Raw genomic sequence first — 22,990 nt, forward strand, 5'->3', positions numbered from 1 at the left:
GTACAGTAAAACAATAAAAATGATCAATATTCACTCTTTAGAATTTTCACATTTAAAACGTGAAAAATTATTTCAAAATCTCAACTTCAGACTTGAGCCAGGTAGTATCACGGGTCTCTTAGGGAAAAATGGTGCAGGCAAAACAAGTTTGTTGAAATTAGTTGCGGGTATGCTTTTTCCTAGAAATGGGGAAATTGAAGTGCTTGGGCACAAACCAAAAAAACGGCAACCCGGTTTTTTGGAAATGGTGTATTATCTTCCGGAAGAATTTTTTCTACCTAATACCTCTATAAAAAATTATATAAAGGCAAATTCTGGTTTCTATCCCAGTTTTGATCACGAATTAATGAAACATCAATTGCAGAAATTTGAAATACCAATGGGAAACCGTTTGGACAAAATGTCTTACGGTCAGAAAAAAAAGTTTTTGATCTCCTTTTCCCTGGCTACCAAATGTAAACTGCTAATTCTTGATGAACCAACCAACGGACTTGATATTCCGTCTAAAACAATCTTTAGGAAGTTACTGGCAGGGGCTTTGGCCGACGATCAACTGGTTCTAATTTCCACCCACCAAATCAAAGATGTGGAAAACCTAATTGATCGCATTATGGTATTGAGTAACGGAGAGATCGTACTTGACCAGGAAATCCTGGATATTTCAGATAAATTTAGGTTCACCACGATGCCGGACCTAACTTCAAAAGACATAATTTATCATGAAACCAGCCCAGGCGGTTATAGGGTGATTTTGCCGGGTGCCGGTAATAGTTCACAGGTAGACATGGAGCTATTGTTTAACGCAATTACAAAAGGCATCAAATTATTTTAATTATGAAACAAAGTTCTATATTCAGTGGTAAACGGTTTTTAAGTCTTCTTAGGCAACACCTTCTTCACAATTACATGGCCCTGTTACTAGGCGTACTTGTTGGTTTTGGCATTTCTTTTCTGGTGATTGCCTTTCTGCAATTTGTAAGTGGGACCAACCAAAGCAATAACAGTGTATTTTTAATTATCCTAATTTTTGGTTATGCTATTCTTGGTGGCTTTTATATTAGCTCAGCCTTTTCTTCGTTCCGAAATAAAGAAAAAGCCCAATCCTACCTAATGATTCCTGGATCTACAGTGGAAAAATTTCTGGTGGAATTTATTTTCTACCCTTTGCTCTTTCTGATTGCATTTCCACTGCTTTATATTTTAGCCTATCAAATGAGTTCAGCTTTCATATCTATGATAAGATTTGATTTTATCCCCTTTGATCTTTTAGGTGAACTCAATGAGGTTTTAGTTTTTAAAGATTATAGTTTTGAAAATGGGGTGATGACCCATACTGAGAATGTAAACTCTTGGCTTCTATGGGCATCTATAAGTTTTTCTTTGGCAATGGCATTTTTTTTAGGCGCCACTTCTTTTAAAAGATATGTGTTTTTAAAAACACTTTTGGCTTTGGTCGTATACATTGGAATTTGTGTGTGGATTTTCTATTTCCTGATGAACGAATTGGAGTGGGGCCATTATCAAATATCTTCCCAAGACAGTTATTTGGCACCTCTTGGTACCGGCACGCGTACGCAAACTGCTGTGAATTATTTTAGCCTTTGTGCTTTTTGCTGGGGACTCATACTTAGTGTAATATCGTTTTTAAAATTGAAAGAAAAGGAGGTGTAGAATGGAATTTAAAAACAATCAAAGTATTTATATCCAAATAGCTGATAATCTATCGGACAAAATAATTAATGAAGAATATAAACCTGGTGATAAAATACCCTCTGTGCGCGAACTGGCCGCAGAAGTGGGCGTAAATCCAAATACCATTATGAGAACCTATACCGAATTACAATCAAAAGGAATCATAGAAAACAAACGAGGGATCGGTTATTTCGTAACCGATATCGCTCCTGAATCTATCATGAAAGAAAGAAAGAACCTATTTTTTGAAAAGATATTGCCTCAGTTTATCAAAGAGGCTTCCCAATTGGGTATTACCCCCGAAGAACTTAAAAAACATTTAGACCTCTAACTCTTAGATCAATAGAATATGAAACTCAGTAACATTATACTAACCATATTTGCTATTTTATTCATCATTTATGTATTCGGAATTGCTGCGGAAATCCGCTTCAGGGGTGAAGAAAGGGCCATGTTTGTGAATCACACCGGTCAGCAGTTGCAGGACGGGTGTACTTCCAACTTCAGAAAAGACATTCCACTTCCAACATTCAAGATCTTAAAAATAAAAAAAATAAGTGAAGTTGGTCGTATTACCTTTAGCGTAAATGCACGCAATACATTTTCAGTATTTGCAGAAAATAAAATTGAATTGCCAGACCTGGAGTACCATGTCTCTGGAGATACTCTTATTATTGACCGAATGTACAAACAGGGACTTTGCAATGAATTTAGAATAGAATTGGGCGATTCCAATACCCAAATTATTGCTGACACTATGACAATAAATTTATCCAGTAAATTGGATAGTATAAAAACAATAGATGTAAAAGGTTCTCATACGTCCTTTAATTTGCAGAGCACGAACCCAAATTTAATAGCTATTGACACTCTTCGGGTCGATTTGACAAATAATTCTTCTATTAATTCACATTCCACAGTTTCGGTCCAACATATGGCGGGAGGGGTTCATAACAATTCAAGAATAGAGCTATGGAATTCCCAAGTGGAATCGGCCAATGTCAAGATCGGCAAACAATCTGGAATTACAATAGATGCCAAGCATTATAGCAACCCAGACTCGTCTGTTCAATTAATTTATCAGAAGACCAAACCGTAAGATAAGAGACAGAAGCTTTATAAAGGTCTAGTTAATAAGAATATTCAATCTAATTATAAATAGCTACTAATTGAAGAGTGAAAATCTCTATGTAACATCCCGAGGCTAGACTAAGGGGGATAGCAAGAGGGTGACACGCTACGCGATGTCACTAAACCATAAAAATCTCATTTTCAAAATATTAAGTTGTAATACTTTTTTATAATTCATCAAATTTGCGTCATATGGGCTGGGAAGCTGTATAAACAGGTAGGAATTTACGACAAATCGTAAAAAATGAGAGGAGATAATAGAAATTTTAAGATTGTTGTAAATTGAATTACATTCCCTGTGGAAGAATACTTTTCTTAAATTACCGTTCGCCACTTTTACTTCCATTCTGCAAAAACTACATTTCAGCAAAAGAGGTTCATAACTAATTGTCTTGGACACGAGCCAATAAATTTTAATGGATGGATAGTTCAGAAATTATCTTCTAAAACATCTGCAATGGTACTTTTTGATTGCCTAAATAGCAACTATTTTTCTTTTGTATTATAAAGTATTCCTTAAGGTGTCTAATTAATAAAAACTTCGATTTTGACCTTAATCAATTTTTTCACTATGTATTTATCATAAATTTGGTCTTATAGAAATTAGATTATTTTCAATAGGATGATGCTCGCAGACTTAATCCGTAAATTAACGGAAATTAACGGAAAGGAACTTGATAAAATTCTTTCCTATTTCAAACCCTATATAGCTACAAAAGATAAGTTGTTGCTTAAAGAAAAGGCTGTTGCCGGTAAAATTTTTTTTATTAATAAAGGTTGCCTCCGATTATATTATGGTGATAATAATTACAATACAACTACTCGATTCATGGCTTTTGAGCATACATTTTTAACCTCAATCGTCAGTTTTATTTCAAGAGAGCCTTCGCCGGAGTATATAGAAGCTGTAGAGACTTCGGAACTACTGGTGATCACTTATAAGGATTTTTTTTATTTAAGAAATACGATACCGGAATGGAATAAAATGTATATCTATATTCTTGAATATGGACTAACCGTAATAAACTTTAAACTAAGTAGTTTGTTAACTCAAAATGCTACCGAACGGTATCGTAGTCTGCTTAAAGATAACCCTGAACTCACACAAAGATTATCCAACACCAATCTTGCAGCTTATTTGAATATTTCTCCGGAAACCCTCAGTAGGCTAAAATCTCATATTTAGTAGATAAAATGAATTTTAAATTGTAATCATGACAAAAATAATCAATAAATATTCCCTTGTATTAACGCAGGATGAAACCCTTCCTGGGGCAAAAGCTATGTATTATGCAATTGGATTTAAAAATGAAGATTTTGACAAAGCGCAGGTTGGTATTGCTAGTATGGGCTGGGACGGAAATCCTTGTAACATGAATCTGAACAACTTTGCCACCATCGTGCGTGATAATATCAATCAGATAGACGGCCTGTTGGGTCTACGTTTTTACGCAACTGGTGTAAGCGATGGAATTAGTATGGGTACACCTGGAATGCGTTATAGTTTAGTAAGTCGTGATCTTATTGCAGACAGTATAGAAACAAATGCGGGGGCTCAATATTATGATGCTCTCATTACCATACCAGGTTGTGATAAAAATTTGCCTGGCTCAATCATAGCTATGGGGAGGCTCAATCGTCCTAGTATCATGTTATATGGGGGCGCAATTGCTCCCGGCCGCTATAAAGGGGAAGATATTAACCTGGTAAACACTTTTGAGGCCTGGGGTGAAAAAGTTTCAGGTAAAATTAGTGAGAAAGACTTTAAAAGTATTGTCCGTCATGCGTGCCCTGGAGCAGGCGCTTGTGGAGGGATGTATACCGCGAATACAATGGCGAGTGCTATTGAGGCCTTGGGTATGAGCCTACCGTATTCCTCATCTAATCCAGCAGTAGGTCAGGATAAAAAGAATGAATGTGCAACTATAGGAAATGCAATTAAACTATTATTGGAAAAGGATATTAAACCTCGAGATATTATGACCCGCAAAGCTTTTGAAAACGCAATTACTTTGATTATTGCACTCGGTGGCAGTACAAATGCTGTACTGCATTTAATCGCAATGGCTAAAAGTGTTCAAGTTCCACTCAGTATTAATGATTTTCAGGAAATGAGCAACAGAGTGCCGGTATTGGCAGACTTTAAACCGAGCGGTAAATATCTTATGGCAGATTTGCATAAACATGGAGGTGTTCCGGCAGTTATGAAATATTTATTTAACAATAAGCTGTTGCACGGCGATTGTCTAACAGTTACTGGTAAAACCATTAAAGAAAATTTAGAAAATATTCCTAATCTTGATTTCAATACTCAAAAAATCGTGATGCCGCTAGAAAGCCCCATCAAACCTAATGGACATTTGCAGATATTATATGGTAATCTAGCCGATCAGGGCAGTGTTGCCAAAATAAGTGGAAAGGAAGGTGAACGATTTACAGGAACGGCACGTGTTTTTGATAATGAAGAAGAATTTAGCAAGGGGATTAGTGCAGGTAAGGTAAAGCGTGGTGATGTCGTCGTCATCCGTTATATCGGGCCAAAAGGAGGTCCAGGTATGCCTGAAATGTTAAAACCAACTGGAGCTATAATTGGCGCAGGACTAGGAAAAACTGTGGCACTAATTACTGACGGAAGATTCAGTGGTGGGACACATGGTTTTGTAGTGGGACACATTAGCCCGGAAGCTTTTGAAGGAGGATTAATTGCGCTTGTTGAAGATAACGATTTGATAGAAATAGATGCAGTCAATAATACGCTAAACCTACAGGTTTGTGATGAAGTGATTGAAAAACGTCGAAAAAATTGGATAAAGCCTCAAATGAAAGTTTTTAACGGTGTTTTATTTAAGTATGCACAGTCTGTGAGAAATGCCTCCGAAGGATGTGTTACAGATGAATATGTTCAAGAGTTTTAGTTTATCTCACTTTACTTTTAAACCATTTTTTACAAGAATTAATTTAATTTTGCCCATCAATATTTCAGTTTTTCTTTATAAGCCTTCTTACACAACCTTACCTTTTGGTGCCAAAGAAACAAGCTTTGAAATTAACCGGAGCACATAAACCGCTATGCTATTTATAGCTCCTCTATAATTTCAAAGCTTGAAAATGATCAGAGGGTGTAATCTCAAGTCTGTCTAGACTTTGAAAATTAAATTAAAATTTTTAGACTAGATTATGACACAAGAAGAGATTAAGGAATTAAAGGAAAAAGCATTAAAACAATTTTTATCAGGAGAATCCCTAACCGGCAAAAACGGCGCTTTTGCTCCAATGCTTAGGGAGTTTATGGAAGAGGCCCTGGAAGCAGAAATGTCTTCGCACCTTTCCGATGAAGAAAAAGGCTCAAAAGCAGGTAATAAGCGTAATGGCAAAGGCAAAAAGACCCTAAAGAGCAGCCAAGGGGACGTCACCATTAACACGCCCCAGGATCGTAACAGTACCTTTGAGCCGGAGATCGTAGCGAAACGCCAGCGTATCCTGGCCGATAATTTAGAAAAGCAGATTATAGGCATGTACGGGATGGGCAATAGCCTGCGGGATATCTCAGCTCATATAGAGGAAATGTATGATTCCAAGATATCCACACACGTTCTAAGTGATATTACGGACCGGGTGATTCCCAAGGTTAAGGAATGGCAGGATCGCCCCTTGGAGCCGGTATATTGCATCCTATGGCTCGACGCGATGCACTTCAAGGTACGCGAAGAAGGCAAAGTAAAGCACAAGGCCTTGTATAATATTTTAGGAATAAATAAAGCTGGAAGAAAGGAAGTGCTGGGTATGTATATCTCGGAAAGTGAAGGGGCCAATTTTTGGCTTCAGGTGCTGACCCAATTAAACAACCGTGGCTTAAAAGATATTCTGATTGCCTGTACGGATAATCTTACGGGCTTTAGTGAAGCCATTCATTCTGTTTATCCCAAGACTGATATTCAGCTATGTATTGTCCACCAGATCCGCAATAGTATGAAGTATGTGGCCAGTAAGGATCAAAAAGATTTTATGAAAGACCTTAAACTGGTGTACAAGGCTGACACCAAAGACCAGGCTGAATCGGCTTTACTGGATCTGGAAGAAAAATGGGGCAAAAGATATCCCATAGTGATCCGTTCCTGGAATGATAACTGGGACCGATTGAGTGCTTATTTTGAATATACCGCACCCATTAGAAAACTCATATACACCACAAATGCCGTAGAGGCTTTTCACCGGCAGGTAAGAAAAGTAACCAAGACCAAAGGCGCTTTTACCAATGATATGGCACTATTGAAGCTGGTTTACCTAGCTACCAGAAGAATTGAAAAGAAATGGAACGCCCCACTGCAGAACTGGGGTTTGGTAGTTCAACAATTAGCTATTAAATTTGAAGGTCGGCTAGAGTTGGACTTAGCCACCAATGAAACGAAAAACTAAAATTTTCTTCTCCCGGGGGTACCCCCGGGAGAAGAAGCAGACAGAGTTGAGCTAACACTCCCCCATAGGAATTAAGGTTCTTATGGTTTATTTTATTTTTCCTCTAATCTCTCTTATAAATTACTATTTTTGTAATCTGTGCAAATAAAAAATCAAATACAAGCTTTATTCCTTCTTGGCGTTTTTATGCTGATGTCTTTTCATCAGGTTATACCTCACGCACATCACGAACATCAGGAAGAAAAGGAGGTTGCGCATCATCATCAATCAGATGAAGATCATGATCACCAGGATCAAAAAGATGAAAATAAGTCTGAAAGTTTTTTATCTTATTTATTAGCAAATCATTCTCATACCACTACTTCTAATGAAATTCTCGTTTTAAAAGAACATTCGGAAAATTTCAGTTTTCAAAAGACAGAAATTAAAAAGAAGAACGAAAAGGAATTTTATAATACAGGTTGGGTGCTAATCGATCTTGAAGCACAAAAGTTAAAATTTTACCATCCTCCACACCAATATTTTAACCCCTACTTATCCTTACTCTCCCTCCGAGGACCACCCCAATTAGTTTGATCATTATGTCTAGTCTCTGTTTTTAAACAGCAGGCAGACCTTTGTTATACAGATTAAACTAAAATCAAAAATTATGTACAGATATATAGTTTCCACTATTTGTGGGATCCTTATCTCTATTGGCTCTTTTGCCCAAAGTCCAGGCGTAAAGATTATTCTGGACGAAATAAGTCAGAATAACAGGCAACTCAAGGCTTATCAGTCATATATAGCCAGTAAGGACCTTGGAAACAAGACAGAGAATAACCTGCAGGATCCTCAGGTTTCAGCCTTTTATCTTCCCTTTGGAGAACATGAGACCGATGATTATTATGAATACCAGGTATCTCAGCGTTTCGAATTTCCCACGGTTTACAGTGCTCGAAATAAAAGGATAGAAAAGCAGAAAGAATTACTCGAATTTGAGTACAAAACCATCCGTCAGGAAGTACTTCTGATTGCTAAGAAACAGCTTCTGGAGTTGCAGATTTTGCAGAAGCGAAAAAAGCTAGAGCAGGAAAGAGTGGAGCAGGCTAAGCAGGTTTACGAACAGATCCAGCGGTTATTTAAGGCTGAACAGATAGGTATTCTGGAGCTGAATAAAGCCAAAGTGGCCTGGTTACAGGAGCAGTTTGAAATGGATCAGATTGAGATGGAAATCAAAAATACGTTCCTGGAGCTTCAAAAACTGAATGGCGGAAATGCTATTAATGAAGATCAGCTTTATTTAATGGAAGATAATGAACTGGCTTCAATGCAAACACTCTGGCAAGAAAAACTTTCTACAGATGCAGAGGTTCAGCAATTGAATGCTCGTGAAACACTGGCTGAGCAGCAGTTAAAACTGGAAAAGAATAAAATTCTTCCAGACCTAAGCATAGGTTATAATTACCAGGGAGTGAATTCCAGTAATTATTCCGGATTCTTAGGCGGTCTTTCAATTCCTCTTTGGAATAGCAAGAATAAGGTAAAAGCTGCCAGGGCAAACCTGGAATATAGCCAGGCCAACACCGGTGCTGAAACTGCTGAACTTTTCACCCAATTTCAGGAAGATTATCAGCAATATCAATTACTAAAAAGAAAATTTGAGGAATACGAGGGAACCTTTAAGGACCTTAATTCCGAAGAACTTTTATTTAAAGCCTATAAGCTAGGGGAATTCTCATTTCTGGATTATTACCGGGAAGTTGAATTTTACCGGCAGGCCTATAACAAGAAGCTGGAGATGGAGAAAGAACTCCTTCAGTTAAAAGCAACATTATTAAAACATCAATTATAATCTAAAATTAAACATTATGAATTTCAAGAACTTATTTTTTGCAGCCCTATTAATATTCAGTTTTTCAGCATGTAGAGAAACCGTTAACGAAGAGCATGGCCATGAGCATGAAGAAGGTGCTGAGGCTCACGCTCATGAAGAAGAACATGGACACGCTCACGATGAGGAAGGTAATCATATGAACGAGGAGCATATGGAGCAGGAAGAATTTAAGGTAGGAGAAGATGATATGGAAATGCATGAGGAATCTGAGCATCATACGCATGATGACGGAACCGAGCATGAGGATCATTAAAATTAGAATTTTGAACATGAAATATTTATATATAGCATGCATCTCGCTTTTTCTTTTATCCTGCGGAAACAACGAGGAGGAAGATCACGCACATGATGCAGAAGGAAACCATGTAAGTTCTGGAGTTCCTGCGATTAATAAAACTATCTGGACAGACCAGACGGAGCTATTTGTAGAATTCCCGGCCTTAGTGGAAGGTAGAACCAGCAAATTTGCAGCCCATTTTACTGTATTAGATAAACATCAACCTGTTCGCGAAGGTTCAGTTACAGTGAGTCTTATTAAAGAAGAGACTGGCATTCGCCATAAGGTGGATTCCCCTTCATCTCCGGGAATTTTTTCTCCGGCCTTACAGCCGAAAGAACCCGGGACTTATGATCTGGTTTTTGATCTGAAAACTCCTGAGTATTCAGACAGGATTGTTATTAAAGATATTCAGGTTTATGCCTCAGCTGCAGAAGCTTCAGAAAATGTAGCGGAAGCAGAAGATGGCGGTATCAGCTTTTTAAAGGAACAGGCCTGGAAGATCGATTTTCAGACGGAGCCTGTCACTAAGGGAGAAGTTTATGATGTAGTTCATACTTCCGGAGTCTGGCAAGCTGCCCCTGGCACATACAAAACCTTAGCGGCCGGAGCCAATGGGATGGTGAATTTTGTTTCAGACAACCTAACAGAGGGAACCGAAGTGAAAAAAGGTCAGCTCTTAATGAATCTTAGTAGTGAAGGGCTTTCTTCTAATAATGTCCAGGCAGAGATTGCGCAGGCTAAAGCACGATATGATCAGGCGAAAGCTGAATATGAGCGAAAAAAAGAACTTTATGAAGACAAGATCGTTCCCAAAGCGGAATTCGAAAAGGTAGAAAGTGATTTTCGCGTAGCCGAGGCCAATTACCGTGCCCTTGGCTCCAATTACGGAGCAGGGGGGAAGCAAATCAGAGCTCCTTTTGATGGTTTTATAAAATCCATCAGTACTTCTAATGGAAGCTATGTGGAACAGGGAGCTAACCTGGTAACCATTGGAACGGATAGATCCCGACTATTGAAAACGCAGTTAAGCGCGTCAAACAATCCAACTAAAGAATCTATCGCTAATGTCTGGTACAGGAGTGATAATGGAGACTGGAATGAAGTAGAAGGATCAGGCAGTGCTGTTATTTCAGTAGGTAAAGAAGTGGAAGATCGCAAACCGATGATTCCGGTGTATATCAAAGTGGAAGATGTTGTTGAAATGCCTGAAGGTAGTTTTACGGAAGTTCAGATCGCCCTGGGTGAAGCTAAAACTGGAGTTGTGGTGCCTGAAGCTGCTTTACTAGAAGATTACGGCAATTATTCGGTGATCGTACAAACCGGAGGTGAAAGTTTCGAAAGACGACCTGTAAAGATCGGCAAGCGAAATGGAAAGAAGGCACAGGTGCTTAGCGGACTTGAGGATGGAGAAGTTGTGGTAACCACAGGTTTTTACCAGGTGAAGATGGCTTCTATGTCCGGTACAACCCCTGCACACGGTCATGATCATTAATCCTGAAAAAGAAATTAGATGTTAAATAAAATATTATCAATTTCGCTTCAGAACAGGCTTCTGGTTCTTCTGGTTGCAGTGATACTAAGTGCTACCGGGTTTTACCTGGCACGTAATATGAACGTGGATGTATTCCCGGATCTCACAGCACCTACAGTAACCATACTAACCGAAGCTCACGGAATGGAGTCGGAAGAGGTAGAGAAACTGGTGACCTATCAGCTTGAAACCGCGATGAATGGATCGCCAAATGTGAGAAGAATTCGTTCTTCTTCAGCAGCGGGAATTTCCATCGTTTGGGTTGAATTCGACTGGGGAACCGATATTTACAAGGCAAGACAGATCGTAAGTGAACGTATCCCGATGGTTCGTGAAAACCTACCTAGTGGGATCGGAGCACCTACCATGGCGCCTATCTCCTCAATTATGGGAGAGGTTATGCTATTGGGTGTAACTTCAGACAGTCTTAGCCCAATGGAACTAAGAACCTTATCTGACTGGCAGATCCGTCCTCGGATCAAAGCCATCGGTGGGATTGCCAACGTGGTAGTAATCGGAGGAGATTATAAGCAATATCAGGTTTTTGCCAATCCCGGTAAGATGAAATATTATAACGTAAGTCTGGAAGAGCTCACTGAGAAAGTACGGGAAGCTAATACGAATGCTCCGGGTGGTTTCCTTAATGAATATGGAAACCAGTACATTATCAAAGGTAGTGGTAGAGCTTATGCTTTAGAAGATCTTGAGGAGGCTGTTGTGAAACAGGTGAATGGCCAGGGCATCAAGATCAAAGATGTAGCTGAAGTACAGATTGGAGCTGCAGATAAGATTGGAGATGGTTCCCTGAATGCAGAACCAGCGGTTATCCTCACCATTTCTAAGCAACCTGATGTGAATACCCTGGAGCTGACTGAAAGGCTGGACGAAGCCATCGCTGAACTGGAAACCAGTCTGCCTGAAAGCGTGGAGATCAAAAGTCAGATCTTTCGCCAGGCAGATTTTATTGATGCTTCCATCAGCAATTTGAATATGACTTTGCTTGAAGGAGCATTTTTTGTAGTCGTGGTGCTTTTTATCTTCTTGATGAACTGGCGTACTACATTAATTTCATTGTTGGCAATCCCAATATCGTTACTGGTATCGATCATTGTGCTGAAAATGCTTGGGTATACCATCAACACGATGAGTTTAGGAGGTATGGCTATTGCCATTGGAGCATTGGTAGATGATGCCATTATTGATGTGGAGAACGTCTATAAACGCCTGCGTGAGAACATTCGAAAACCTAAAGCTGAAAGGCAGTCGGTAATCACCGTGGTAAGAGAAGCATCTGTGGAAATTAGAAGTTCTATCATTATTGCTACCCTTATTATTATCGTGTCTTTTGTACCGCTATTTTTCCTTGGCGGAATGGAAGGACGATTACTGAAACCACTTGGAATTGCTTTTATCACATCAGTTCTCACTTCGTTGGTAGTTGCTGTAACCGTTACTCCGGTGCTGTGTACATATCTTCTGAAAAAGGAGAAAATGTTGAAGAAGCAGGCTGAAGGAACTAAAGTTGAAAGATGGTTGGAGCAACGTTATGCAGAAACTCTAAATCGGGCACTTAAGATCCCTAAAACCGTTATCGCGGTTACTGTTATCGCTTTTTTACTGAGCATTGCACTTTTCACCCAGTTAGGAAGAAGTTTCCTTCCGGAATTTAATGAGGGATCCATGGTAATCAGCGTAGTTGGACCTCCGGGAATGTCGCTGGAAGAAAGTAATAAGACCGGAAAACAGGTAGAGCAGTTGTTGCTTGAGATGCCGGAAGTTGCTGTGGTTACCAGAAGGACAGGAAGAGCAGAACTGGACGAACACGCCCAGGGGGTGAATGCCGCTGAAATAGATGTTCCTTTTACCCTGGAAGATAAATCCAAGGAAGAATTTTTTGAAGACGTCAGAAATAAACTCAGCATTGTTCCTGGTGTAAACATCACCCTTGGACAACCTATTGCTCACCGAATAGATCATATGCTCTCTGGAACAAGAGCTAATATCGCGATCAAAATTTTTGGTCCAGATCTGCAGCAACTATATGAAATAGGCAAAAGTGTCGAGGAGAATATTAAACCTATCGATGGACTTGCCGATGTAGCTGTTGATCAGCAGATTGAAGTTCCGCAGATCAAGATCACTCCCAAACGCCAGATACTTTCTGCCTACGGAATGACCGTGGGTCAATTGATGGAGCAGGTAGATGTAGCTTTTGCAGGGCACGAAGTAGGTGAGATCTATGAGGGGCAGAAGTATTTTGACCTGGTAGTACGCTATGAAGAGGATTTCAGAAATAGCATAGAGAAAATTAAAACGGCTTTAATTGGTCTGCCCAATGGCTCACAGGTGCCGTTAGAACAGCTGGCACAGGTTTCTTCTGTAAGCAGCCCTAATAGCATAAGCCGGGAAGATGTACAGCGTAAGATCGTTGTCGCGGCTAATGTGCAGGGGCGTGATTTAAGAAGTGCGGTAGAAGAGATCCGGGAAACTGTAAATTCATCGGTGAATATTCCCGAGGGATATAGAGTACAGTATGGCGGCCAATTCGAGAGTGAGTCGAGAGCTTCACAAATGCTTTTGATCACTGCCGTAATAGCCATTTTTGTAATATTCCTGTTGTTGTATTTTGAATTCAATAATGTGAAATTAGCTTTCGTGGTGCTTATCAATTTACCGTTGGCTTTGATCGGTGGAATTTTGATCGTTTACTTTACCTCAGGAATTGTAAGTATTGCTTCCACCATTGGTTTTATAAGTCTCTTTGGGATCGCAACCAGAAACGGGATTTTACTCGTGTCGAGATATGAAGACTTGAGAAAAGAAGGTCAAAAAGGCTATGAACTTATCAAAACCGGAGCCTTAGACAGGTTGAACCCTATCTTAATGACCGCCTTTACGACAGGTCTGGCGCTTATACCACTTGCCTTAAAAGGAGGAGAACCGGGTAGTGAGATCCAAAGCCCTATGGCGGTGGTGATCCTGGGAGGATTACTTTCAGCCACAATTCTTAATTTAATAGTGATACCCTGCGTATATGACCTGGTGACCAGGAAAGAGTAATCTTGTATTCTCTATAAAAACAAAAATCCCGAGAGTGAACTTTCGGGATTTTTTTAACCTTTTTATTTAAGTAAACAGATTTTTGCCCTACTATAAAACCGCATATGCATATTTTTTTATTCTTCCAGGTTTTTGGTTTCCATATTGAGTAAACCTTTGAATTCTGGTAGCGGACGTTTCTCTTTTTCAGCTTCCGATTCAACTATTCCGTTTTCCTTTATATCATTTATTAACCACTGCATTTCCATAATTTCCCTGCGCTGCGCTTTAATGATTTCATCGGCAAGCTCTCTAACTCTCACATCCTTTATCTGAGATCGTTCACTGGTTAGAATAGCAATAGAGTGATGTGGTATCATACCTTCCATGTAGTCTGTGTCTGTAACGGTTACCTGACTTCGCACCAGCCATATAGAACCTACTATTAATACCAGACCAAAAGTTAGAATAACAGTATTTATCTTTTTATTTTGATACATATTAAGCATATATCCAAGCATAATTATGATCATTGCACCGCCCATGATCATGGTCATAAACAAACGGGTTTCACTAAACCAAAAATGATCGATAATTTGATATGAATGGGTGTACATTAAAAAGAACATTGCAATCATAGAGGTCGCTATCATTGCAAAGAATTTTAAATATTTCTTACTTTCGTTTCGCTTGTTTTCCATGGTTAGAAGTTTTAGTTAGTAATAGTTTTAATAATGGCTCGCACCTAAAAGTCCAGATCTTTTCAAGATGCCGGAATAGTTATACCTTTCCGGGCCTGGTTTTATAGTCAAGTTAATTATTTTTTTTCTAATGGTGCAAACTCTACCCGACGAGTGGTTGGTTCTCACAAATCAAAACCCTCTTTTTATAATAAATTAACAACAGCCGGAATTTTTTTGAATGGGAGGACATGGAACCGAAGCATAGGAACAGAATACGCAGCAGTCGCCTTGTTTTGGTTTTAATACTTCATTGCAATTATCGCATGTATAAAAGAATTGACACGCATCTGTTGGCATTTTCACTAATTTACTATGACCGCAATGCGGACAGGTTATCTTTGATTCTATTTCTATATTCATATTGTTTCTAAGATTAAAGCATATTCGGAATGTCTGAAGCTAAAGTAGGATAAGCAAATATCATTTTTCTTAAATTATTTATTGGGATCTCAGTTTTAATAGCCAGTGCGAAAATGTTTATTATTTCTTCTGATAGAGGCCCGATCAAATGGGCGCCCAAAAGTGTTTGTTTTTCTTTATCAATAATCGTTTTAAAGACATATTTATCTATATTCAACCTTTTAGCATTGAACCATTCGCTTGCATCCTGATAGTTAACTTTTATGGTATATCCTTTTTCTTCAGCTTCGATTTCTTTTAGTCCAACACTCGCAAGGCTAGGTAAGGTAAATACAATCGTGGGCATAGGAGGATAGCTAATTTTCTTTTTATTCCCTTTAATAATGTTGGAGGCCGCTGTATGACCTTCCAGGACAGCTACAGGCGTTAGGGGTAGGCCTGCAGTATCTGCAGCATCTCCAGCTGCATAAATATCAGGGTTAGAAGAACTTTGAAGAAAGGAATTTACTTTGATTCCTTTTTCTGAATACTCAATATTTGCCTTTTCCAGATCCAGATCCAATATGGAAGGTGGCCTGCCGGAAGCATTAAAAACGGCATCTGTTTTAAAAATCTTTGAACCATAGTTGGACTTTCCTTCAACGTAAAATTTTTGATCTTTTTTTATAATGGAGTTTACTTCAGTATTCAGGATAAGTTCAATTCCTAAATCTTGTGTAGCTGTCACGAGATGTTTCACAATATCCTGTTCGAAATCCTTTAACGGTTTTACACCCCGATGTACGATAGTAACTTTTGACCCGCAACGTGCTGCTATATGGGCAAATTCAAAGGCTATATAACCTCCTCCAATAAATAAAAGAGATTCTGGAAGTTTTTCCAGATTTAAAAAATCTACACTTGAAAGGGCTAGTTCTCCACCCTTAAATTTTAATTCTCTGGGCTTTGCTCCAGTTGCGATTACAATTTTGTTAGCTTTAATCTTGGTATCGCCAATGTTTAAAGTATTCTCCGAAATAAATCGAGCTGAAGAATGATAGGTGTCGATCCCTTTTTTGTCATATCCTTTTTCTATTTTAGGAGGCATCGCATCTACAAACCATTGTTTAAAAGCCATTATATCTTCCCAATTGACTTCTGGAACCTTATCGATACCCTTTGCTTTAAGACGCGCAGCGAAATCGCGAACTTCAGTAGTACCAATAATCACCTTCTTTGGATCACATCCTCTCAAGGCGCAGGTACCCCCATAAGGCAATTCGTCTGTTATAGCTACGCTGAGTCCTTTTGAAGCACATTTATTAGCAATAGTCATCCCGGACATCCCTGAACCTATTATGCAAACATCATATTCTTTCATCATAATTATTCTTTGATTTTTGGAATAACTTTATATCCAGTTTTATTGATAGCCCTATAAATTTCATCTTCTTTTACCAGGGATTTATCATACTCAACTGCTGTATTTGAATTTTCATAACTAGCTTTTACTGAAATAATTCCCGGTAGTTTATTTACTTCGCTTTCTACATGAGCTTCACATCCCGAGCATGTCATTCCTTCTATTTCAACGACTTTTTTCTCTATGTTATTTTCAGCCACTACCATTATCTCTTTTTTTGTAGTAGTATAAAAAACATTAGCGTAATAGGGGAAAGCTAACATTAACGCAGTAAAAACTGTAATGATAAAAAGGAAATTTTTAGATTGCCAGAAGGAAATTTTTTCTTCTTCGTTACACGCGCATTCTATTTCCTTCTGCGTTTTAGACCTCAATTTAAGATACCAGGCAAACACAAGAATTCCTATGGTAAGCCCCATCAAATAAGGACGAAAAGGTTCTAACCACGCAAACATGGTGACAAGTCCGCTGCTTCCTGCTAAAATAGCCAGAAGGGGAGTAATACAGCATAATGAAGCAGTTATTGCAGTAATTAAGCTTAAATAAACCGGGCTGTTTGACTTATTTGAATTTTTCATTTCAGGCAATTTTCTTTACTGTTCTGATCGTAGTGAAAATAGAATCAAGGACCGCTGTTTTATTTTTTACTAACGAATAATATAAAGTTTGTCCTGCTCTCCTTGAAGTGATAAAACCGGCATCCTTAATTTTACGAATATGTTGAGATATCGCTGGAACACTCATGTCTAAAATATCAGCAATATCACAAGGGCATAATTCATTTTCCATATTTAACAGGAACAAAATTTTTAACCGTACTTCGCTACCTGCAATTGAAAGCAGTTTTGTCATTTCCTGAAAATTCTCATCCATTTTTTCTAAAGTTGATTTACAATTTAGAAGTTGTGTATGGTCAGCTTGTGCTCTTGTACAGGTTATTTCCAATTTCATGTTATTGATTTATTTTCCAAAAGTATAATAAAATGCGTATTTAAGCAAATACTTAAAAAATAAGCTCCTATGTTACTTGGAATGCTTTGCTATTTGTAGACGCCACTACTTCGGTTAAAAAGGGTGAGGATGTAGATTGTTACTTAATTTCCAGATATGCCTCTAGAATATCTCCCGTTTATTTTCTTTTTTATCGCTTTATTTTTATTGTTCAGTAGGATTTGGTGGCGGTTCGAGTTACCTGGCAATCCTTAGTCTGGTATTAAACGATTTTTATGAAATCCGGTCTACTGCACTGGTATTTAATATGTTCGTAGGTACTATTGGTACCCTGGTTTTTATCAAAAACGATGTGCTGAAATTAAAACTAATCTGTGCGTTTTTTGTTTTAAGTATTTCATTGGCCTACCTGGGGGCAGTAATTAAATTATCGCAAACTACTTTTTTTCTCATCCTTGTAGGCGCATTGGTGATGGCAGGTTTTTCATGATTATAAAATTTGTGCAAAATAACATACAGACTCAAGAATTTTCCAATCCTAAAAAATCTATTCTCGGTGGAAGTATAGGGCTGCTTTCGTGAAGATCCGGGATAGGAGGAGGGCTTAATATGGCCGGTAACTTTGATATAAGTTATAACCTCATATTTAAATTGATTATTGCCGTTGTCCTTGGTGGAAGCCTGGGTTCTTATGCTTCTAATAAAAGATTCAACGTGAAATTTCTGGGGTTTCTTACGGCTATGCTTGTATTATATGTAGGGATGCGGTTGGTTTTATCCCACGGATTTGATATTCATATTTAAAACATGAAGAATTTCCTCTATAAAACTCACCTACTGTCCACCTCTCTTAATCGAAAGTTTCCTACTTAATTGAATGAATTATCGGTTTTTAGAACCGGTCAGCACATTACCGCTTCATTCCGCGAAATGCTTCATTTCGGGTAAAGAGCTTCCCTAAGAATATCTTGGGCATCCTTTTTATCTTCCTAATGATGTATCCGCTATATAGTAGTTACCGCTCTTCGTGTAATCTTATACTTAATTAGGTAAAAATGGACGCCCGCTAAATCGGAATTCCATTCTTTCATTTACTTCGCTACTGTTTATTTTTCAATTTCAGTGTTTCCATTTACTTCCAAGCCGTTGCTGTCCCTACCTTTTTTGTAATGCAAAATACCAATATTTAGAAGTTAGTCCAGATTGCATAAGCCAGTCCGTCCCTCCTTTTTATAAACCTTCCCTAATTCTAAATATTGAAAATGTATCAGCATCAAAAAAGGTAACAGCAAACGGCTCTGTAAGAAGTAAATCAAAAAATAAAAATTATGAAATCATTTCAAAACAACATAACTGGAAGCGAAGTAAAAAAATCAAAAAAGGAAAACGCTCTGGATATAATAAGTAAATCAATGTTTAATCAACCTGCTTTTAAAGGCAGGTATCTAAATCTTTTAATTATGAGTAATCTAAGAAACCAAGTACAGTTAATCGGAAATGTGGGGAATGCCCCGGAAATCAAAAACTTTGAAAGTGGTAAAAAAGTAAGCAGTTTTTCACTGGCTACAAATGAATATTATCACAAGGAAGGAGACAAAATTCAACAAACCGACTGGCACAATGTAGTGGCCTGGGGAAAGCAGGCGGAGCTTATTGAGAAATATGTTGATAAAGGAAAAGAAGTAGCCATACGCGGCAAATTGACTTCCAGATCTTATGAAACCCAAAGCGGGGAGAAACGATTTGTTACCGAAATCTTGGTAAGTGAAATCCTATTCCTTAGAAATAAAGAAATTACTAATTAAGAATCTAAAAAACAAAGAGGGCGTTACCGTGGAAGTTTTGCCCTCTTTTAATTATTAACCCTTTAAATTAGCTAATAATGAAATCCAAAGTTAATGAAATAGCGATAAGCTACAGCGGAAGTTTAAAAAGAAATTTGCTTCCAAAAATAACCAGTTCCAGGTGCGCGGCCGAATTAGCATTTGAGCAGTGGAATAAAAATAATATTGAATTGCAGGAAACCTTTAAAATTATACTGCTCAATAATGCGAATAAGGTTAAAGGAATCTATGAACTTTCCAATGGAGGTATTACCGGAACACTGGTCGATGTTCGAATCGGGAGTGTTAGCTCAACTCTGTCTGCTTCTTCTCCCGGGGGTACCCCCGGGAGAAGAAAATTTTAGTTTTTCGTTTCATTGGTGGCTAAGTCCAACTCTAGCCGACCTTCAAATTTAATAGCTAATTGTTGAACTACCAAACCCCAGTTCTGCAGTGGGGCGTTCCATTTCTTTTCAATTCTTCTGGTAGCTAGGTAAACCAGCTTCAATAGTGCCATATCATTGGTAAAAGCGCCTTTGGTCTTGGTTACTTTTCTTACCTGCCGGTGAAAAGCCTCTACGGCATTTGTGGTGTATATGAGTTTTCTAATGGGTGCGGTATATTCAAAATAAGCACTCAATCGGTCCCAGTTATCATTCCAGGAACGGATCACTATGGGATATCTTTTGCCCCATTTTTCTTCCAGATCCAGTAAAGCCGATTCAGCCTGGTCTTTGGTGTCAGCCTTGTACACCAGTTTAAGGTCTTTCATAAAATCTTTTTGATCCTTACTGGCCACATACTTCATACTATTGCGGATCTGGTGGACAATACATAGCTGAATATCAGTCTTGGGATAAACAGAATGAATGGCTTCACTAAAGCCCGTAAGATTATCCGTACAGGCAATCAGAATATCTTTTAAGCCACGGTTGTTTAATTGGGTCAGCACCTGAAGCCAAAAATTGGCCCCTTCACTTTCCGAGATATACATACCCAGCACTTCCTTTCTTCCAGCTTTATTTATTCCTAAAATATTATACAAGGCCTTGTGCTTTACTTTGCCTTCTTCGCGTACCTTGAAGTGCATCGCGTCGAGCCATAGGATGCAATATACCGGCTCCAAGGGGCGATCCTGCCATTCCTTAACCTTGGGAATCACCCGGTCCGTAATATCACTTAGAACGTGTGTGGATATCTTGGAATCATACATTTCCTCTATATGAGCTGAGATATCCCGCAGGCTATTGCCCATCCCGTACATGCCTATAATCTGCTTTTCTAAATTATCGGCCAGGATACGCTGGCGTTTCGCTACGATCTCCGGCTCAAAGGTACTGTTACGATCCTGGGGCGTGTTAATGGTGACGTCCCCTTGGCTGCTCTTTAGGGTCTTTTTGCCTTTGCCATTACGCTTATTACCTGCTTTTGAGCCTTTTTCTTCATCGGAAAGGTGCGAAGACATTTCTGCTTCCAGGGCCTCTTCCATAAACTCCCTAAGCATTGGAGCAAAAGCGCCGTTTTTGCCGGTTAGGGATTCTCCTGATAAAAATTGTTTTAATGCTTTTTCCTTTAATTCCTTAATCTCTTCTTGTGTCATAATCTAGTCTAAAAATTTTAATTTAATTTTCAAAGTCTAGACAGACTTGAGATTACACCCTCTTCGAATCCTATTCGCAGTAGTATTAAAGTCCTTAACCACAGCAATAATTTTATTGCATTATGCAAACTAAATGGATATGTAAAGTAAACAGCTCTACCTGCTTAATTCAGTGGTCTATTCCCCAGAATACTTTACATAACCTTTTAAAATTTCTTCAGCCACATCATCAAATTTTCATTTTTTGTCCAGTTGGCTGTTTCATCCGGATTGATATTCACGTATGCTTTTTCCAAGGCTTTCCGTTTTTGTTTGGAATCTGCCCTGGCATAGATTTCTGTAGTTTGAACGGAAACATGACCCAGTATATCCCGAATATACACCAGGTTCACTCCAGCTTGTAGTAAGTGCATTGCTTTAGAGTGTCGAAGGGAATGACAGCTTATTTTATCAGGAAGCATCATTTTATTTGCTGCCCTTGCCTTTTTAAAATATTTCTGGACAATGTAATGAATCCCAGCACGTGTGAGTTTTTCTTTTCTACTATTAAAGAATAATGGATACATATTGGCAGAAGCTGTATCCAACCGGTTCTCCTTTAAATAGTTTTTAAGGTGGCCGGTTTGGGCATCCAGCATGGGTACCACACGGGCTTTCTTTCCCTTACCAATAATTTTGATGACAGGCGGAGTGTCAAGTCTTAACATAGATGGGGTCAGGTCAATGATTTCCTGTACCCTGGCTCCAGTATCGTACATTAAAGACAATAGCGCCAAGTCCCTTCGGCCTTTCAGTGTAGTGTGGTCGGGTTGTTGCAGTAACAGTTTCATTGCCTCAATAGTTAGGTAGGTAATAGATTTATTCTGAGATCTTTTAAACCTAATGGACAAAATATTCTGGCATTGATATAGATGTTCCAGGCTTTCTTGTTGTAGGAACCTGTAGAAGGAGTGGATAGCCGCCAAACGGGCATTACGGGTAGCGTTTCCACAATTCCTTATATTTTGTAACCAGTCAAGGTATTCCAGGATCACTTTTTTGGTTACCTTATCTAATGTTAGTTTCTCTATTTTTATTTTTTTTTCCTTCTGAAGGAATTCAATTAATAAAACAAAGGTATCTCGATATGCTATAATCGTATTATTACTGACTCCTTTTTCGTGGGGCAGGTATCTGGATACAAAATCAGAGATATACTTGGAAAAATCAGTTGGCTTCATAGTTCTTATATTTAGGGAATACATCCAAACAGGTCATATCTATTTCCTTGATCAAATCTGGGTACATATTGGCAGTAAGCCTTACATAATGATTGGTAGCACCTAATGATCCATGCCCTAGATAATTGGAAAGAATAGGCAGGGAAGCATAAAGGTCTACACCAGCTTCAGCCATACAAGCCAGAGAAGTAACCGCAAAAGTATGACGTAGATCATGGAGACGCGGGGCCTGGTTTTCTCCCGTATGGTAAATAGCTGCATTGTTCAAACACTTTTTAAACCAGCTTCTTACCCCTTGGCCACATTTAGTTCCATTGCTGCCAACAAAGAAGTATTCCAAGCGATCCTTGTAGGGAAGTTGTTCCCTGTAATGCCTATATTCTTTACAAACAGCAACCAGTGAAGTTGAAATAGGAATAATTCGCTCCTTCCCATTCTTGGAATCTTTTATTCGTAAATAATTTTCTTCCAGGTTTACGTCTTCAACTGTCATGACAAGGGCTTCTCCAATACGCACCCCTGTTGCGTATAATACCCTAAGCAATGCCGGCATACACATTAAAGAGGAATGCATATTCCTTTGTACTAGCCTTAATTCATCAGCGGCTTTAAATATGGCATTAATTTCTTTTGATGAATAAATGTAGGGGACAAAGGTGCTTTTAGGGTGCCGGGGAAGTTTAGGTATATATGAGGGAATACCAATATCGCATAGATAAGAAGAAAATAGTGCAAGATGCCTTATTCTATCGTACCGGTAAATCTCAGATTTATTGCTTCGTTCTTCTCCCCATTTCTGGGTAAACTCCTTAGTGATTCCCTTAGTTTTTTCATTACGCTGATGGGCTAGCTGATCAATTTGGAATAAGATAATTTTCCCAGTAGTAAATTTAAAACCCAGCTTTGTTTTCATAGCGATGAATTGC

23 protein-coding genes are annotated in these 22,990 nt (G+C 38.6%); 15 read left to right on the plus strand and 8 right to left on the minus strand.

The window, feature by feature from the left end:
• Positions 1-19: 19 nt before the first annotated feature.
• The 12 genes from B5488_RS00860 to B5488_RS00915 all read left to right on the plus strand — a co-directional run bounded on the left by B5488_RS00860 (position 20) and on the right by B5488_RS00915 (position 13,986).
• Positions 20-832 (plus strand): ABC transporter ATP-binding protein, encoded by an 813-nt coding sequence (locus tag B5488_RS00860; RefSeq protein WP_079733563.1) that lies wholly within the window; start codon positions 20-22, stop codon positions 830-832.
• 2 nt (positions 833-834) lie between these two features.
• Positions 835-1,671, plus strand: a complete 837-nt coding sequence (locus B5488_RS00865) for a hypothetical protein (protein ID WP_079733564.1) — start codon at positions 835-837, stop codon at positions 1,669-1,671.
• A 1-nt stretch (position 1,672) separates the two neighbouring features.
• Positions 1,673-2,023 carry a GntR family transcriptional regulator gene (locus B5488_RS00870; protein WP_079733565.1) on the plus strand — a complete coding sequence of 117 codons (351 nt, stop codon included), beginning with the start codon at positions 1,673-1,675 and terminating at the stop codon, positions 2,021-2,023.
• Positions 2,024-2,041: 18 nt separating this feature from the next.
• Positions 2,042-2,791 (plus strand): hypothetical protein, encoded by a 750-nt coding sequence (locus B5488_RS00875; protein WP_079733566.1) that lies wholly within the window; start codon positions 2,042-2,044, stop codon positions 2,789-2,791.
• A 654-nt stretch (positions 2,792-3,445) separates the two neighbouring features.
• Positions 3,446-4,009, plus strand: a complete 564-nt coding sequence (locus B5488_RS00880; RefSeq protein WP_079733567.1) for a Crp/Fnr family transcriptional regulator — start codon at positions 3,446-3,448, stop codon at positions 4,007-4,009.
• 28 nt (positions 4,010-4,037) lie between these two features.
• Complete coding sequence (gene ilvD, locus B5488_RS00885) at positions 4,038-5,738, plus strand: dihydroxy-acid dehydratase (protein ID WP_079733568.1); 1,701 nt, start codon at positions 4,038-4,040, stop codon at positions 5,736-5,738.
• Positions 5,739-6,000: 262 nt separating this feature from the next.
• Complete coding sequence (locus tag B5488_RS00890) at positions 6,001-7,239, plus strand: IS256 family transposase (RefSeq protein ID WP_079733433.1); 1,239 nt, start codon at positions 6,001-6,003, stop codon at positions 7,237-7,239.
• 138 nt (positions 7,240-7,377) lie between these two features.
• On the plus strand, positions 7,378-7,815 hold the full coding sequence (locus B5488_RS00895) for a hypothetical protein (protein WP_079733569.1): 438 nt from the start codon (positions 7,378-7,380) through the stop codon (positions 7,813-7,815).
• A gap of 73 nt (positions 7,816-7,888) precedes the next feature.
• Positions 7,889-9,073 carry a TolC family protein gene (locus B5488_RS00900; protein WP_079733570.1) on the plus strand — a complete coding sequence of 395 codons (1,185 nt, stop codon included), beginning with the start codon at positions 7,889-7,891 and terminating at the stop codon, positions 9,071-9,073.
• Positions 9,074-9,089: 16 nt separating this feature from the next.
• Entirely contained in the window at positions 9,090-9,368 is a 279-nt protein-coding gene (locus tag B5488_RS00905; RefSeq protein WP_079733571.1) for a hypothetical protein, read from the plus strand.
• Positions 9,369-9,384: 16 nt separating this feature from the next.
• Positions 9,385-10,887, plus strand: coding sequence for an efflux RND transporter periplasmic adaptor subunit (locus tag B5488_RS00910; RefSeq protein WP_079733572.1), 1,503 nt, complete (start codon positions 9,385-9,387; stop codon positions 10,885-10,887).
• Between the two features lie 18 nt (positions 10,888-10,905).
• Entirely contained in the window at positions 10,906-13,986 is a 3,081-nt protein-coding gene (locus B5488_RS00915; RefSeq protein WP_079733573.1) for an efflux RND transporter permease subunit, read from the plus strand.
• 116 nt (positions 13,987-14,102) lie between these two features.
• Here B5488_RS00915 and B5488_RS00920 read toward each other — a convergent pair whose 3' ends face one another.
• The 5 genes from B5488_RS00920 to B5488_RS00940 all read right to left on the minus strand — a co-directional run bounded on the left by B5488_RS00920 (position 14,103) and on the right by B5488_RS00940 (position 17,421).
• Entirely contained in the window at positions 14,103-14,666 is a 564-nt protein-coding gene (locus tag B5488_RS00920; RefSeq protein ID WP_079733574.1) for a DUF305 domain-containing protein, read from the minus strand.
• Positions 14,667-14,861: 195 nt separating this feature from the next.
• Complete coding sequence (locus tag B5488_RS18085; RefSeq protein ID WP_079733575.1) at positions 14,862-15,068, minus strand: GDCCVxC domain-containing (seleno)protein; 207 nt, start codon at positions 15,066-15,068, stop codon at positions 14,862-14,864.
• Positions 15,069-15,081: 13 nt separating this feature from the next.
• Positions 15,082-16,428, minus strand: coding sequence for a dihydrolipoyl dehydrogenase family protein (locus B5488_RS00930; RefSeq protein ID WP_079736486.1), 1,347 nt, complete (start codon positions 16,426-16,428; stop codon positions 15,082-15,084).
• Between the two features lie 5 nt (positions 16,429-16,433).
• Positions 16,434-17,048 (minus strand): mercuric transport protein MerTP, encoded by a 615-nt coding sequence (gene merTP, locus B5488_RS00935; RefSeq protein WP_079733576.1) that lies wholly within the window; start codon positions 17,046-17,048, stop codon positions 16,434-16,436.
• Between the two features lies 1 nt (position 17,049).
• Positions 17,050-17,421: an ArsR/SmtB family transcription factor gene (locus tag B5488_RS00940; protein WP_079733577.1), complete on the minus strand. Its 372-nt coding sequence runs from the start codon at positions 17,419-17,421 to the stop codon at positions 17,050-17,052.
• 609 nt (positions 17,422-18,030) lie between these two features.
• Between B5488_RS00940 and B5488_RS18090 the strand changes: the two genes are divergently transcribed.
• From B5488_RS18090 to B5488_RS00955, 3 genes are all read left to right on the plus strand, one after another.
• Positions 18,031-18,225, plus strand: coding sequence for a hypothetical protein (locus tag B5488_RS18090; protein ID WP_231919781.1), 195 nt, complete (start codon positions 18,031-18,033; stop codon positions 18,223-18,225).
• Between the two features lie 656 nt (positions 18,226-18,881).
• Positions 18,882-19,226: a single-stranded DNA-binding protein gene (locus B5488_RS00950; protein ID WP_079736487.1), complete on the plus strand. Its 345-nt coding sequence runs from the start codon at positions 18,882-18,884 to the stop codon at positions 19,224-19,226.
• A gap of 77 nt (positions 19,227-19,303) precedes the next feature.
• The gene (locus B5488_RS00955) at positions 19,304-19,609 is read left to right on the plus strand and encodes a JAB domain-containing protein (protein ID WP_079733578.1); all 306 of its coding nucleotides are present in this window, start codon (positions 19,304-19,306) and stop codon (positions 19,607-19,609) included.
• On the opposite strand, the gene B5488_RS00960 is transcribed toward B5488_RS00955, so the two are convergent.
• From B5488_RS00960 to B5488_RS00970, 3 genes are all read right to left on the minus strand, one after another.
• Positions 19,606-20,844, minus strand: coding sequence for an IS256 family transposase (locus tag B5488_RS00960; RefSeq protein ID WP_079733433.1), 1,239 nt, complete (start codon positions 20,842-20,844; stop codon positions 19,606-19,608). The two genes, B5488_RS00955 and B5488_RS00960, sit on opposite strands and share 4 nt — an antisense overlap.
• A gap of 206 nt (positions 20,845-21,050) precedes the next feature.
• The gene (locus tag B5488_RS00965) at positions 21,051-22,064 is read right to left on the minus strand and encodes a site-specific integrase (RefSeq protein WP_079733579.1); all 1,014 of its coding nucleotides are present in this window, start codon (positions 22,062-22,064) and stop codon (positions 21,051-21,053) included.
• Positions 22,051-22,977: a tyrosine-type recombinase/integrase gene (locus tag B5488_RS00970; protein WP_231919782.1), complete on the minus strand. Its 927-nt coding sequence runs from the start codon at positions 22,975-22,977 to the stop codon at positions 22,051-22,053. Before B5488_RS00970 ends, B5488_RS00965 begins: the two co-directional genes overlap by 14 nt.
• Between the last annotated feature and the right edge of the window lie 13 nt (positions 22,978-22,990).

It is taken from the genome of Salegentibacter salegens (genome assembly GCF_900142975.1).
In the GTDB taxonomy this organism is placed as follows: domain Bacteria; phylum Bacteroidota; class Bacteroidia; order Flavobacteriales; family Flavobacteriaceae; genus Salegentibacter; species Salegentibacter salegens.